At 52.1% G+C, this 15098-nt stretch carries 14 protein-coding genes; 4 read left to right on the top strand and 10 right to left on the bottom strand.

All coding sequences use genetic code 11. The features are described from left to right. Window position 1: 1 nt before the first annotated feature. Both cobM and cobI read right to left on the bottom strand, forming a co-directional pair. On the bottom strand, window positions 2–760 hold the full coding sequence (cobM, locus tag VB016_05715; protein MEA4978028.1) for a precorrin-4 C(11)-methyltransferase: 759 nt from the start codon (window positions 758–760) through the stop codon (window positions 2–4). Beyond that, a complete protein-coding gene (cobI, locus tag VB016_05720) occupies window positions 757–1470 on the bottom strand; it encodes a precorrin-2 C(20)-methyltransferase (GenBank protein MEA4978029.1) in 714 nt (237 codons plus the stop codon). The genes cobM and cobI overlap by 4 nt, the downstream gene beginning before the upstream one ends. A 195-nt stretch (window positions 1471–1665) precedes the next feature. On the opposite strand from cobI, the gene cbiD reads away from it, so the two are divergent. The 4 genes from cbiD to VB016_05740 are packed head-to-tail and all read left to right on the top strand — an operon-like array spanning window position 1666 to window position 7163. Then, complete coding sequence (gene cbiD / locus VB016_05725) at window positions 1666–2805, top strand: cobalt-precorrin-5B (C(1))-methyltransferase CbiD (GenBank protein MEA4978030.1); 1140 nt, start codon at window positions 1666–1668, stop codon at window positions 2803–2805. Further along, window positions 2802–3836, top strand: coding sequence for a cobalamin biosynthesis protein (locus VB016_05730; GenBank protein ID MEA4978031.1), 1035 nt, complete (start codon window positions 2802–2804; stop codon window positions 3834–3836). The genes cbiD and VB016_05730 overlap by 4 nt, the downstream gene beginning before the upstream one ends. A gap of 1 nt (window position 3837) precedes the next feature. Further along, window positions 3838–5817 (top strand): precorrin-6A reductase, encoded by a 1980-nt coding sequence (gene cobK / locus VB016_05735; GenBank protein MEA4978032.1) that lies wholly within the window; start codon window positions 3838–3840, stop codon window positions 5815–5817. Next, complete coding sequence (locus tag VB016_05740; protein MEA4978033.1) at window positions 5814–7163, top strand: cobyrinate a,c-diamide synthase; 1350 nt, start codon at window positions 5814–5816, stop codon at window positions 7161–7163. The genes cobK and VB016_05740 overlap by 4 nt, the downstream gene beginning before the upstream one ends. Here the strand turns inward: VB016_05740 and VB016_05745 are convergent, their stop codons facing one another. The 8 genes from VB016_05745 to VB016_05780 form a co-directional block, all read right to left on the bottom strand. Next, the gene (locus VB016_05745; protein ID MEA4978034.1) at window positions 7164–7937 is read right to left on the bottom strand and encodes a uroporphyrinogen-III synthase; all 774 of its coding nucleotides are present in this window, start codon (window positions 7935–7937) and stop codon (window positions 7164–7166) included. Then, window positions 7934–8677: a uroporphyrinogen-III C-methyltransferase gene (gene cobA, locus VB016_05750; GenBank protein ID MEA4978035.1), complete on the bottom strand. Its 744-nt coding sequence runs from the start codon at window positions 8675–8677 to the stop codon at window positions 7934–7936. Before cobA ends, VB016_05745 begins: the two co-directional genes overlap by 4 nt. Continuing rightward, window positions 8674–9555, bottom strand: coding sequence for a hydroxymethylbilane synthase (gene hemC / locus VB016_05755; protein ID MEA4978036.1), 882 nt, complete (start codon window positions 9553–9555; stop codon window positions 8674–8676). Before hemC ends, cobA begins: the two co-directional genes overlap by 4 nt. Beyond that, complete coding sequence (locus VB016_05760; GenBank protein ID MEA4978037.1) at window positions 9552–10817, bottom strand: glutamate-1-semialdehyde 2,1-aminomutase; 1266 nt, start codon at window positions 10815–10817, stop codon at window positions 9552–9554. Before VB016_05760 ends, hemC begins: the two co-directional genes overlap by 4 nt. 1 nt (window position 10818) lies before the next feature. Further along, window positions 10819–11760 (bottom strand): porphobilinogen synthase, encoded by a 942-nt coding sequence (hemB, locus tag VB016_05765; protein MEA4978038.1) that lies wholly within the window; start codon window positions 11758–11760, stop codon window positions 10819–10821. Next, a complete protein-coding gene (gene hemA / locus VB016_05770; protein MEA4978039.1) occupies window positions 11678–13027 on the bottom strand; it encodes a glutamyl-tRNA reductase in 1350 nt (449 codons plus the stop codon). The genes hemB and hemA overlap by 83 nt, the downstream gene beginning before the upstream one ends. After that, window positions 13024–13659, bottom strand: coding sequence for a bifunctional precorrin-2 dehydrogenase/sirohydrochlorin ferrochelatase (locus VB016_05775; protein ID MEA4978040.1), 636 nt, complete (start codon window positions 13657–13659; stop codon window positions 13024–13026). The genes hemA and VB016_05775 overlap by 4 nt, the downstream gene beginning before the upstream one ends. A 95-nt stretch (window positions 13660–13754) precedes the next feature. Continuing rightward, window positions 13755–15086, bottom strand: coding sequence for an O-acetylhomoserine aminocarboxypropyltransferase/cysteine synthase family protein (locus VB016_05780; GenBank protein MEA4978041.1), 1332 nt, complete (start codon window positions 15084–15086; stop codon window positions 13755–13757). Between the last annotated feature and the right edge of the window lie 12 nt (window positions 15087–15098).

The raw sequence follows: 15098 nt of genomic DNA on the forward strand, positions 1-15098 counted from the left end.
CTCATTCCTCCGTTCCTTTGCGGTATTCTGTGGTGAAGCTCTTATCATAAAGCTTGGAAAGACTGTATTCATCACCGAGGAAGTCCCCCACTACCGTGAGGGCCGTCTTCTTTATTCCGGCATCTTTGACCTTCTTAGCTATATCTTTTAATGTGCCAGTAACTATCTTTTGCTCTGGCCAGCTTGCTTTATAGACAACGGCTACGGGAGTTTTATCGGTGTATCCGCCGGCGATAAGCTGCTGGGACATTTCCTCGAGGAAGCCCACGCTCAAGAATATCACCATGGTAGCGCGGTGTTTCGCCAGGTCCTGAAGCCTTTCTCCCGGGGGCATCGGCGTACGGCCCTCCATTCTTGTGAAAATAACCGTCTGACTGATATCGGGAAGGGTGTATTCCTTTTTCAGTGCGGCCGCAGTAGCAAAGGCCGAACTTACTCCCGGAACGACCGTGCTTTCAATGCCTAAGTGGTCCAGACGATCTATCTGCTCCCTTATAGCGCCGTATATTGCGGGGTCGCCCGTGTGGACGCGGGCGGTGCTCAGGCCTTTGGACTCTGCATCCTTCATTACCTCGATGACCTCGTCCAGATTCATCTCCGCACTGTTGTAGATCCTGGCACCATTTTTTGCCCCGTCTAGGACGGCGGGATTTACCAAGGAGCCTGCATATATTATCACGTCGGCCGAATCGATTACTTTCTTTCCTCTGATGGTCAGCAGTTCGGGGTCGCCGGGACCCGCTCCGATGAATGTTATCATTCTTCCTCACCATTCCTTTTCTTTACGATTACCGTGGTGAAGTAACCATATTTCCGCCCGAGATCGATCGGGCCGATATACTCTCCTTCCATCCCTATGTTGCTTATCACCGTGGCATTATCTTCACTTAGACCGTGTTTCTTCATGACTTCTAAAAGGATATCCATGGAATTCCAAGCCTTCATGACCACTATGTTCTCGAATCCCGAGATTGCGGACTCCAGCGAGGTGTTGTTGTTTTTTGCCAATGACACCACAGCAAGACCTTCGTTGCCGATCATGAGCGGTATCCGGGCCTTTGCCGCACCGCTGCAGAACGAAGGTATCCCCGGGACGACTTCTGTTTCGTATCCCAAATTCTTGATCTCTTCGTCGACATACATGTAAGTGCTGTATACCCCTACGTCGCCCAGCGTGACCATGGCTACGTCCGAGCCCTCTTCCAGGATTCCGGCGAGCTCCCTTACGGCATCGGACCTGCATTTCCTGCGGACACGGTCGTCAGGGTCCATATTGAACAATAACTCTATAATGCGCTTTCCCGAAACATCTACCGCGCCCCTGACTATCTCGAGCGCCGTGCTGTCCTCTCCTCTCCTGTTGACCGGATAGGCTATGGCTGCGGCTTTCTCCAGCATGCACTTCGCTTTAACCGTTAATAATTCCGGGTCGCCGGGACCGACGCCTATGCCGAATAATTTTCCTGCCATTCGAATTCTCCCGTAAATATCCTACGACACAGGCAAGAGTTGCGGATATTTAAGTTGGATGGTACACCCAACTCAAAAAAAATGTCATTGATAAAACTCGAACACTTTTATTATATCCAACATACGTTTTACCAAGGCAATCGTTATAATTTGGATATGACATCCAACCCTATCTGGTGAATTATGGCGCATAATGTGATCGATAACAGAATGTACATCGATGTCGGAGGGAAAATGCTCCGCAGGGGATATACCACCGGAACCTGTGCGACCGCCGCTTCGAAGGCCGCGGCGGAAATGCTGATCGCCGGAGGGGACGTTCTTTCTGTGACGGTCATTACACCTAAAGGGATTGTTCTGGACCTCCCTATTGAAGACATAACCCGTGGCGACGGGTGGGTGCGGTGCGCTGTCAGGAAAGACGGCGGGGACGATATCGACGTCACGGATGGTTCGCTCGTCTACTCGGAAGTACATCTGGCAAGGTCCGGAATAAACATCGACGGTGGACAGGGAGTGGGAAGGGTCACTAAGAAGGGGCTCGACCAGCCCGTCGGCGCCGCAGCAATAAACCGAGTGCCCAGAAGTATGATATCCGAGGCCTTGGAAGGCATTCGCATGACGCTCGGATATAACTATGGATTCTACGTAGTAATATCTATACCTAATGGTCAAGAACTTGCGAAAAGGACGTTTAATCCGCGTCTCGGAATCGAAGGAGGGATATCGATACTAGGTACCTCCGGAATAGTAGAGCCTATGAGCGAGAGAGCTGTGGTCGAAACTATAAAGGCTGAAATGAACGTCAGAAAAAATGAAGGATGCAGATATCTGTTGGTTGTCCCGGGGAACTACGGCGCAGGATATATCGGATCTATAGGCGGCCTTGATCCGGAATCCGCAGTGAAATGCAGTAACTTCGTCGGTGAAACATTGGATCATGCCTGTGAACTGGGTTTCGAGGGATTGCTTTTAGTGGGAAACCTAGGAAAACTGGTGAAACTGGCAGGGGGCGTAATGAACACACATTCGCGCGAGGCGGACGCCAGAATGGAGATCCTTGCCGCAAACGCGGCACTGTCCGGAGCATCCGTCGATACGGTCCGTAAAATAATGGAATGCATCTCGACCGATGATGCGCTCGACGTTTTGGACAGGGATGGGGCGATCCCATTGACGATGGACCTCATATCGAAAAAAATTGAATTTTATATGAACCACCGCACAGGCGGAAGAATAAAATGCGGAGCGTTCGTATTTTCATCGAAATATGGCCTGATAGGCGGTACCCCTGGGGCCGCCGACCTGCTGAAGGCAATGGGTGGGACGCTATGATCTATATCGTGGCTTTCTCGGCCAAAGGATGTTCGACAGCAGCGAATATATCCCGGACACTTGAAGAAAAAGAGTTCCGCTTATTCTCCAAGACCTCGGGAGACTCGCGTTGCGAGAAGATCGATGTTCCAATATCCGAATGGACCGGGGCCGCTTTCCAAGAGGCGGAGGGCATTGTCTTTGTAGGGGCCGCGGGCATAGCCGTAAGGGCGATAGCTCCCCATCTCAAAAGTAAGATGACGGATCCGGCCGTTGTGTGTGTCGACGAGCTGGGCAGATACTGCATCCCGCTTTTATCGGGACACATTGGCGGCGCCAATATTCTGGCGCACAGCATTGCTTCCGCCATAGGCGCAGAGCCCGTGATCACTACCGCGACCGACATCAACGGCAAGTTCTCGGTGGATTCGTTTGCTGTCTCCCTGGGAATGAACATCGAGAACATGACGCTCGCCAAGGATGTCTCCGCCGCCGTATTGGACGGCAGGTCCGTAGGACTGAAAAGCGACTATCCTATCCATGGCGACATCCCGCATTGCCTCACTCCATCGGAAGGCGGGGACATTGGAATTTACATCACATCCAGCTTTGAAAAAGAACCATATATGAGGACTTTGCGCCTTTTCCCGAAAAACCACATACTGGGGATAGGATGCAGAAAGGGAACCCGCAGGGAAGACATAGAGAAACTGGTATTGTCCGTGCTGGATTCCGCGGACGTATCGATCAATAGCGTAAGGATGGTCGCGAGCATCGATATTAAAGAAGACGAAGAGGGGCTCGTCAAGTTTGCCGCAGAAAATAAGATCCGTACTGTATTCTACTCGTCATCGGAACTTAACATGCTCCCGGACATCGGATATTCAAAATCTGATTTTGTCAAAGGTACGACCGGAGTGGACTGTGTATGCGAGAGGGCAGCGATGGCGGCCTCGCACGGAGGCGAACTAATCATAAAGAAGACCAGCGATGGCGGCGTGACCGTGGCGGTCGTAAAGGAACCTTTCTCGGCGGATTTTGGAGATGAATGATATGATTGGTAGAGCATTGGTGTTTGCCGGTACCACGGAGGGGCGCGAGATAACGGAATTTCTTGCCCGTAACGGAATAAAAGTCACGGTCAGCATGGCGACAGAATACGGAATGACGGTCATAGAGGAAAGCGAGAACGTCAGAGTCGACAGCATACGCGGAGTTATGGAAATGGCAGAGGAGATGAAAGAATACGACGTGGTCGTCGATGCCACACACCCGTACGCCGTCCGCAAATCCGCCCATATAATGGAGGCCTGTGACATCAGCGGTTGTCCCCTCATACGCATAACAAGGCCTGAAAGCATCAGTAATAAACAGTTTGTCACCGTGCCGGACACCAGATCCGCTGCCGAATTTTTGATCGGTAAAGAGGGCAACATTCTAGTGGCCACAGGAAGCAACGAACTGGCAGAATTTACATTGATTCCCGAATACAGGAAAAGAGTTTTCGCAAGGGTCCTTTCCATCCCTTCCGTCGCAGAAAAATGCTCCCGTCTAGGCTTCGAAGGAAAGAACCTGATATGTATGGAGGGTCCCTTCTCTGAAGAACTGAACTATGCTATGCTGAAACATGTCGATGCCGAGTATCTCGTCACCAAGGATTCCGGCAGCGCGGGGGGGTTCGATGAAAAGATCGCGGCCGCCGCAAGAGCAGGAGTCAAAGTAATAGTTATCGGGCGTCCGTCAGAGGAAGATGGTGTTGCTCTGGAGGAAGCGGAAGAGATACTTTTGAAGGTATTCTCGATCCGAGAACCGAAAATCGGCAAACGCCTCGTAACCATCGTAGGGATAGGCGTCGGAAACACAGACGGCATTACGTTCGAAGTGCTCAACGCGATTGCGGATGCAGACCTGGCGATAGGCGCCTCCAGGATGCTGGAGTCCGTAGATACAGGCAATGCAGACACATATGTAGAATATCGTTCCGATAAAATTGCCGACTACATAGACAGTAACGTTCATTACCGTAAAATCATAGTACTGATGTCTGGAGACACGGGATATTACAGCGGGACCAAGGGACTTATCGACAGACTGGACCATAATAAGCTCGAAGTCAGAGTACTGCCCGGAATATCGTCGGTTTCGTACTTCTTTTCAAAGATCGGGACTTCGTGGGACGATGCTTTTTTGACCAGTGCCCACGGCAGGGACTGCAATCTCGTTGGACTTGCGAAACGCCACAAAAAGGTCTTCACCCTGCTCAGCGGAGAAGATTCGGTCCGGAGAATGTGTTCCGAACTCGTCGACTACAATATGGGCAACGTAAACTTGACCATAGGTCAGGATTTCGGGACTCGGGAAGAGAAGGTCACAGTTGGAAAACCGCATGACCTCCTCGACGAGGAATTCGGGGTGCTTTGCGTAGCTCTCATAGAGAACCCCGAGGCTTCGGATAAAAATCCCATAAGTATGCCGGATGACGATTTCATAAGAGGCGATGCTCCTATGACCAAGAGCGAGGTCCGTTCCCTGTCGGTGGCCAAGCTTAAACTGTGCAGTGATTCCGTGGTCTATGATGTCGGGGCCGGGACGGGCTCCGTTTCAGTGGAAATGGCATCTGTTGCCGTATCCGGGCATGTTTATGCCGTTGAGAAGGATGATGCGGCCTCTGCGCTAATATCGCTCAACTGCAGGAAGTTTGGAACACCCAACGTCACCGTTGTCAGAGGAGAGGCGCCCGAAGCGCTTGCGGGCCTTCCTGCACCCACACATGCATTCATAGGCGGGTCGACGGGTAAACTGAAAGACGTGATGAACACATTGCTTGAAAAGAATCCAAAAATACGTATTGCGATCACTTCGGTCACCTTGGAGACCATGGCTGAAACCGCGCGTTGCATGAAGGATCTGAACGTCATAGAAGAAGAGACTCTTTGCGTCAACATATCTAAAGCCAGGATCGCCGGCAGCTATCATCTGATGACGGCCCATAACCCCGTGTATATAACATTGTGCAGGGGGAGCTCTGCTTGAGCCTTCCCCGGTTTATGATAGCCGCTCCGGCCAGCGGAAGCGGTAAAACGTTGATCACATGCGGAATCCTCCAAGCGCTGGTGGATCGCGGGATGAAGGTCGCTTCGTTCAAATGCGGCCCCGATTACATCGACCCGATGTTTCACAGTCGCGTGATAGGTACCAGGTCGAAGAACCTCGATGCTTTCTTTTGCAACGACGATATGCTCAGGTATCTGTTCGCAAGGTCTGCCGATGGCATGGACATCTCGGTAATCGAGGGAGTTATGGGATTTTATGACGGGATCGCAGCAGCTTCCACAGAAGCGAGCTCATACGACGTGTCCGAAAAAATAGGGGCGCCCGTGATATTGATGATAGATTGCAAAGGTACCAGCGTATCCTGTATTCCTGTAATAAACGGTTTTTTGAAATTCCGCAAAAACGGCATACGCGGGGTAATACTGAACCAGATGTCCGAGCGGATATACAAGGAGCTTAAACCTGCAATCGAACGCGAGACCGGGACGGAGGTTTTAGGATACGTTCCCAAGGTGACCGATCTGTTACTGGAAAGCAGGCATTTAGGACTTGTTCTACCGAATGAGATCGAAGGGCTGAAAGCCAAACTTTCAGGGCTGGCTAAATTACTTGAAAATACTGTCGATATTGACCGGATAATCGAAATCGCCGGCCATGCGCCTGATATCGAAGTTAATGTCCCGGTAATAAAAAAACTAAGAGAGAAGATCAGGATCGCTGTGGCCCAAGATGATGCTTTCTGTTTTACATATGAAGATAATTTGGAACTGCTGGCACAATGCGGTGCCGAGATCGTGGGATTCTCCCCTTTGACCGACAGCAAACTTCCGGAGGGAATCAAAGGACTTGTCTTATCAGGGGGATATCCAGAAATGCATGCCGAAGCTTTGAGCAAAAACAGTTCGATGCTTGAGGACATCCGTTCAAAACTTGACGGAGGAATGCCTTGCATGGCTGAATGCGGAGGATTCATGTATCTCCACGAAGAACTTGAAGATCATGAACACAAATTCTGGCCGATGGTCGGATATATCAAAGGAAAGACCTTCAACACGCGCAGACTTACAAGATTCGGCTACGTCACCCTGGTCCCCAGCAATGGCCAGATGCTTCCTGAAAATAGCTCCATCAAAGGCCATGAATTTCACTACTGGGACAGTGAAAGCTGCGGTCAGGATTGGACAGCAGAGAAGACCTCTGGAAAAAAGTACACATGCATCCACGGTTCCGACAGAGTCATTGCAGGATTTCCCCACATATACTATTACTCGAACCCGGAGCTCCCATATTCATTCCTGAGGGCCTGCGAAAAATACAACGGATGATTAGATCCCCGTTTCCGACGCGATTGCTTCGAGTAAATCGCGGAATGTGGAATTTTTAGGTACAATATCGGGCTCTCTGCCGAGCATGCGCAGGGCTTCAGATGTCGGCCTGCCTATTGCAGCGACTTTGATATCTCCCATGATCTCGACAGCTCTCGAATCTCCGACCTGATCTCTAATTTGGGAGTAGAATATTTTAGCTGATAACGGACTTGTAAATGCCATAACGTCTACCTTTCCACCTTTTATCGCCGTTATAAGGTGAAGCAACGCGCTGTTAATTCCGAACTCTTCAAGCTTGTAGGTTGCAACGCTTACCGTTTCCGCGCCTGCTGCCCCGAGACCGTTGTAAAGTACGTCGGAACCGCTGTCGGACCTCATCAGCAGTACGGTCTTTCCTTTGACCGAATCCTTAAGGAGATCTACGATCCCGGCAGAGGAGAACTCTTCGGGCAATGCGTCGGTGCTGATGCCCGCCGATTTCAGAGCGTTCCCGGTGCTGGGACCTATGGATATTATCTTGATCTTGCTGAACAGCCGAACGAAGTCCTCGCCGTACGCTTTAACACATTCTTCGACAGCCGTCACGGAACCGAACACCGCAAAGGAGGCCGTGCCTGATAAAATCATATGCCTGGCTCTTTCGAATTCATCCCTGTCTCCCGAAATTATCTTCATTGAAGGGGCGGCAATTACATCGAACCCCATCTCCTCGGCCTCTTTGATGGAATCTTTCAGCCTTTCGATAGGCCTTGTAAATCCGATCATGGTCATTGCATGTCCCCCAGCTTCTCGCGTAACGATGCGACGCTGCCTATTACCATTATACCGGGGGGCACCATATTTTTCTCGGCGATGGTGCCTGCCAGCTTTGAAACGACTGTCAATTCGACACGCTGTTCCGGAGTGGACCCGCTGGTTATTACGGCGGCCGGAGTATCCGGTGACATTCCGCCATCGATCAGACCTTTCGATATCGCGCCCGCGTTCCCGAGTCCCATAAGGACGACGATCGTACCGTGACTGTCTGCCAGCGCCTTCCAGTCTACCCTGTCTCCCTTGCGGTCCTCCTTCTCGTGACCGGTGACGAATGTTACCATTGATGCATGGTCTCTGTGAGTTACGGGAATGCCCGCAAGCTCAGGAACGGATATTGAAGAAGACACGCCTGGCACTACGTGTACCTCTGCGCCCGCTTCCCTAAGTTCCTCGGCCTCTTCGGCACCTCGCCCAAAAAGGAACGGGTCTCCTCCTTTAAGCCTGACGACCGTCTTTCCTTCGTTTGCGTATTTTACCAGAAGCTCGTTGGTCTCCCACTGCCTGAGATGATGGTCCCCGCCCCGCTTACCTGCATCTATGAGGTCTGCACCTTCCTTGCAAAGTGCCAGCAGTCCCGGGTTGGAAAGCGCGTCGTACATCACTACGTCCGCCTCCATAAGAATCTCTCTTCCCCTGACCGTTATGAGCCCCAGATCTCCCGGCCCTGCACCGACCAGATATACTTTTCCTTTCATAATTTCAGCCTCGGCCTCTTCCCAGTAAGATAGTCCGCGATATCCAGAAGTTCGTCCATGATGTAAGCTTCCGGTATAGTTGTGTCCACGTAGACCGGTTCGGGCGTATATGTGAAAGATATCGCCCTGACTCTGATCTCGTCCCCTTGGTATTTTGCATTTATTCCTACAGGCGAAGAACAACCTGCTCCCATGAACTTCATGATACCTCTCTCGGCTCCTGTCTCGAGGCGAGATATATAATCATTGACTTTGAGCAGCTTGGATTTCGTTTCCTCGTCATCGTCCCTGCACTCTATCGCTATGGTCCCCTGAGCAGGCGCAGGGATAAAGATATCCGGGTCCAGGATGAATGCCGGACGGTCGATGCCCATCCTTTCGAGGCCGGCCTTTGCAAGCACTATAGCGTCATATTCGCCACTGTCCAGCTTGTAAAGTCTCGTGTGTATGTTACCCCTCAGTTGATTGATCTTTAGGTCCGGCCTTATGTGCCTCAGGAGATGCTCTCTCCTTACCGAAGCTGTACCTATCACGGCCCCTTCCGGAAGTTCTTCCAATGGACAGGGGAGAATAACATCCTCGGGGCTGTCCCTTTCCAGAACCGCACCTATCTTCAGCCCCTGCCTCAATGTCGTAGGAATATCTTTGAAAGAATTCACGGAAACATCTATGTCCTTCCTCAGCAGGGCATCGTCCAGCTCCCTGACGAACGCGCCGACGGCGCTCATTCCGTTCAGAGGTGATTTTAAGTCTTTGTCCCCTAGGGATTTTATGGCTACGATTTCACACTGGGTACCGACGCAACTCCCCTGCAGCCTTTTGATGAATATCTCTGTCTGCCTCATCGCGAGTTTACTTTCTCTCGTTCCTACGATCATCTTACCGCTCCTTTCAGGAAAGAACCGAACGCCTCGACCGTTGCCGCTATGTCCTCGGAGTTGTGCGCCGCAGATACGAACCAGTCCTCCAACGCGGAGGGTGCCAGATATATTCCCTTACCTAGCATGTGTTTGAACATTCTGTTAAACATATCGCGGTCTGTCTTGGAAGCATCGGATCCATTGGTTACCGATTCGATACCGAAATATACGGTCATCATGGAGCCGACCCCGTTGACACAACCCTTTACCTTGCTGTCCTCCAACAGATCCGACAGCGATTTCCTCAGAGTATCCGAACGTTCGTTCAGCTCGGTGTATCTGATGCCTTTGCTCATGTAGTTTATCTGTGCCATTCCCGCAACTGCGGAAATCGGGTTCCCTGCATATGTGCCAGCGGCGTAAACTTTACCGGAGGGAGCGATTTTTTCCATTATCTCGCGCCTGCCCATCAAAGCCGATCCGGACAGCCCGCCTCCCATGACCTTTGCGCATGTGGTCATGTCTGGGGTGACACCATATAGCTCCTGTGCACCTCCGCTCGTCAGTCTGAATCCTGTGATCACTTCGTCGAATATGAGGACCGTTCCGGCCTCCTTGGTTATCTTTCTGACCTCTTGAAGATATCCTTTTTCAGGCGGGACCACCCCTATGTTGCCCATGACCGGCTCCATTATTACGCATGCGGGTTTTTCCGCATCGATGACCTCCGCCAGCCCCTCGATGTCATTGTATTCCGCTATGAAAGTATTTTTTACAGCGTCTTTCGGCACACCTTCGGAGCTGGGTCGGCTGCGGTATCCTTCATCGCGTTCGGCCAGAACGGAGTCGTGCGCGCCGTGATATCCGCCGTTCATCTTGACTATGCCGTCCCTTCCCGTGAATCCGCGAGCGGCGCGGATAGCATGCATCGTGGCCTCGGCACCGGAACAGGCGAGCCGGACCATCTCGGCCGAAGGGATCCTGGAAGATATCAGTTCGATCAACTGGAGCTCCGGCTCCGAAGGCGCACCGAAAAGCGTGCCTCTGTCCAGATAGCTTTTGACTGCATTGATGACTTCCTCGCAGGCATGTCCTGCCACCATCGGCCCATATGCCATGCAGTAGTCGATATATTCATTTCCGTCGGCGTCTTTTATTTTGCTGCCCTTTGCACTTTCTATAAAGAGCGGATTGGGCATGAACGCCCTGACGGGACTGGACACTCCTCCGGGCGTGACCTTGAGGGCACGTTCGAATAATTCTGAAGAGCGGTCTTTCATATCAAATCAATTTCCTCGCTGCTTCCTCTGCAAAATATGTGATGATTATATCTGCACCTGCCCGCTTTATTCCGAGAAGGGATTCCATCATCACACGGTCCTCATCTATCCAGCCATTCCTTGCGGCCGCTTTTATCATGGCATACTCGCCCGATACCTGGTAAGCGGCCAGCGGGAGATCGAACATTTCGGCCGCGTCGCGTACGATGTCGAGATACGGCCCGGCCGGCTTTACCATTATGATGTCTGCGCCTTCCTCGATATCGAGCTCTATCTCCCTGATCGCTTCCTTCCTGTTACCGCAGGGCATCTGGTATCCGGCGCGGTCCCCGTGGCCGGGCGCGCTGCATGCCACGTCTCTGAAGGGGCCGTAATACGCACTGTAGAATTTTGCGCTGTACGCCATTATCGGAATTTCTTTGAACCCGGCATCGTCAAGTGCTGTACGGATAGCGGATATCTGGCCGTCCATCATTCCGCTGGGGGCTATGATGTCCGCACCGGCGGCGGCCTGCGAAACTGCGGTTTTGGCATAAAGTTCCAAAGTCTCGTCGTTCTTCACCCAGCCGCTTTTATCCAAAATGCCGCAGTGACCGTGGTCTGTGTACTCGCATAAGCAAAGGTCTGCTATCACGAGAATGTCCGAATTCTCCTTGATCCCGCATATGGCTTTCTGGACCACGCCATCCACGGCGTAAGCGCCCGAACCTTGGGGGTCTTTCTCGGCAGGGACTCCGAAAACCAGAACAGAGTTGACACCTGAACTCTGTATTCCGGACGCAATTCCGTCATATCCGCCAAGCGGGAACGTCCTGACACCGGGCATCGAGTCGTTGATCTTCACTTTGGATAGTTTCTCGTCAAAGAATATCGGCAGCACGAACTCGTCCTGGTGCAGCCTTGTCTCTGCTGTGAGGTCTCTTACTCTCTTGTTCTTCCTCATCCTTCTCATGCGCACATTTGGATACATTTTCATTTACTCCGAACAGTTCAGCAACGGTGTCGCAGATATCCCCGCGGCCGTTCCTCGACGCTTTCCTGAGGTTGCGATACACCTCAGCGGTTATTTTGTTTACCAGCGCCCTAGACATATCGTCAAGGACCTTGCGGGTATCGATACATTTAGACCTGGATATTGCGGTTTCGAGCTCCCCGTCACGGATACCGGAAAGCTTGAGGCTTATCATGCGGATAACTTCATCGGCATCGTGCTCCCTCTGCTCCGCATCGATCTTTGCAAGCTCTTGCCCTAAGATCTTCTCGGCTTCGTTAACCTCGTTCCTGCGCCTGTTGGCGTTCTCCATTGCTATGCGTTCCAGGGAATCCATGGTGTCCAGTTCGACATTTGCCACTTCGGCCACGTCCTCCGACACGTTCCTTGGGAGCGATACGTCGATGATCAACAGCCTTTTATCGGAACGGCGCGACATTACCTCCTCTACGTGCTCGCGTCTCAACACCGCATGCGGTGCAGAGGTTGCGACTAGCACGAGGTCGCTGAACTCCATCGCTTCTATCCTGCGGCTCATGGGTATGGCCACGCCGTTGAGTGCCGCGGCCAGTTCGTTGGCGCGCTCGAATGTCCTGTTTGAAACGAATATTGTATTGGGGTTCTTCCCGATTAGATTTTTTGCTATCACCGTCGCCGTATCCCCGGCCCCCAGGATAGTTATGTTTTTTCCGTCCAGAGTGCCCAATTTTCTTGTGGCGAGCTCCACCGCCGCCGAACCGACAGATACGGCGCCCTTGTTCAGGGCCGTCTCTGACCTTACGCGCTTGCCGACCGCGAGGGTGCGGTCGAAAAGATGAGACATTATTTTTCCAACGTGGCCTTCCTCTCTCGCCTTAGCATAGGCCATCTTGATCTGGTGCTGTATCTCGTTCTCGCCCACAATGAGCGAGTCGAGTCCGCAGACGACCCTGAACAGATGGCCGATACTGTCCGCGTCCTCCAATATATATGTCATTTTCCTGGTGTCGTAGGGGAAGATCTTCCGTATCATCCCGAGAAATTCTTCGACCGCGTCCTCGTTATCATCCGTCGCTGCGTATAATTCGAATCGGTTGCATGTACTGATTATTACATACTCCTGCACTGACGATATGTTCGAAATCATAGAGCTGATCCCGTTTCCGAGTTTCGGGACTATGTCGTGCAGGCATTCTGTGCCGTCCGCAGATTCGTGGGTGGCATGAAGGCTCACAATCATTTCAGGCCTCCTTCTTTCTTGGCAGCATAAAATGCTCCTTCCTCATCGCCCGAACGCAACAGATTCCATATGTCCGAGTCGTTGATAATTCGTTCCAACGCTTCGGCCCTTTCCGGCTGTGATTTTATCTGCTCCATGACCGAGGGCCTCAGTTTTACAAGCAGTACGAGCATCTTTTCATATGAATTGTCAAGAAAATTATCAATCTGGGTCATTACATAGGGTGGAAATGAGGGGGCGCGTCCCTCTGACGACACGGCAACGGTGAAACCTCCCCTGCGCAGTGTAGAAGGTATAAGGACATCTCCTCCGCCGTGGGCGGAGTTCACCGGAATGCCTTTTTCCATGGCAATGTCCCGTATCGTCCCGTTAAGGGCCTTTGAACTTGTTGCGGCGATCACCATTTCTGCGCCGTCCATGAATGACCCTGCATTTTCCGCTGTAACGGTGGACCTGACGAAAGTCTCCGCAACCGCGGCTATCTCAGGGAGCATCTCCTCGGCTATGACCTTTATCCTGAACCCGTCGAAATGCCTGCATTTCCTCAGCGATACGTTGCCTCCGCCGAACACCACTATCTTCCGTCCGGCCGGGACCAGGAACACAGGGACCATCCTGCCGCCTTCTGACATCGATGGAGTTAGAACGTTACTGATATTCAATAGTTGGGTCATATATCCAACCGCATTTTTCCCTACGTCTGCTTCATATTTTCATGAACAGCGGTTCATGCCTTGTTCAGAGCCTGATCCAGGTCGGCTATTATGTCATCTATGTGCTCGCATCCTATCGAAAGACGGATGGTCGACGGTGTTATTCCTTGCTCCACCAGCTCCTTTTCTGAAAGCTGGGAGTGGGTGGTGCTTGCCGGGTGTATCACCAGCGACTTGACGTCCGCCACGTTAGCAAGAAGGGAAAACAGCTCCATGCTGTCCGCGAACCTTTTCGCCTCGGTCTTTCCGCCCTCGATCTCGAACGTGAATATCGATCCTGCCCCGTTTGGGAAATACGTCTTATAGAGGGCGTGGTCAGGATGGTTTTTGAGCATCGGGTGATTAATCTTTCTGACCTTCGGGTGCTTTGACAGAAATTCTATGACCTTCTCTGTATTCTCGACCTGTCTTTCGACCCTGAGCGAAAGGGTCTCGAGCCCTTGCAGCAAAAGAAAAGCGTTCATCGGCGAAATGCATGCGCCCATATCCCTGAGTATTATCGCCCTCATCCTAGTGCAGAACGGTGCCTCGGGACTGTCCCTTGCAAAGCTCATGCCGTGGTAGCTTGGATTGGGATCGGCGAGCCCCGGAAACCTTCCCTGCGTATAGTCGAACTTCCCCGATTCAATCACGACCCCGCCGAGGGCCGTACCGTGGCCTCCGATGAACTTGGTCGCACTTTCGACTACGATATCGGCCCCGTGCTCCAGGGGTCTGAACAGGAACGGGGTGGCGAACGTGTTGTCGATGACCAGCGGGACGCCGTGCTTATGGGCAACGGCCGCCAGCGCTTCGATGTCTAGCAGATTCGCGTTCGGATTTCCTATCGTTTCGGCGAATACGCATTTGGTCCTGGAGTCTATGGCCTTGTCGAATCTCTCGATGGCACCCTTACCGAACGGATCTATGAATTTGGTCGTTATTCCAAAGTCTGGCAACGTATGCGCCAGGAAATTATATGTGCCGCCATAGAGGGTGGTGGCCGATACCACGTTGTCGCCGACCGAGGCCAGGTTCTGCACCGTGTATGTTATTGCCGCCGCCCCCGAAGCAACCAGCAGTGCCGCGCTGCCCCCTTCGAGCGCGGCAATGCGTTTTTCGAACGCCGCCTGAGTATCGTTTGTCAGCCTTCCATAAATGTTTCCCGGCTTCCTCAGCATGAATACGTCGGCCGCATGGTCGCAGCTATCAAAAACATAGGACGTCGTCATGTAGATCGGTACCGCTCTCGCCCCGGTCGCGGGGTCGGGCTCTTCCTGTCCTGCATGGAGCTGTATGGTCTCGAACTTCATTCCCTTTCTGTTTCCGGGGCCACCGGGAACGTTTCTGTCGTCCTTGAATGTCATAATTTCCCTCTG

Source organism: Methanomassiliicoccaceae archaeon, from assembly GCA_034928305.1.
Taxonomy (GTDB): Archaea; Thermoplasmatota; Thermoplasmata; order Methanomassiliicoccales; family Methanomethylophilaceae; genus VadinCA11.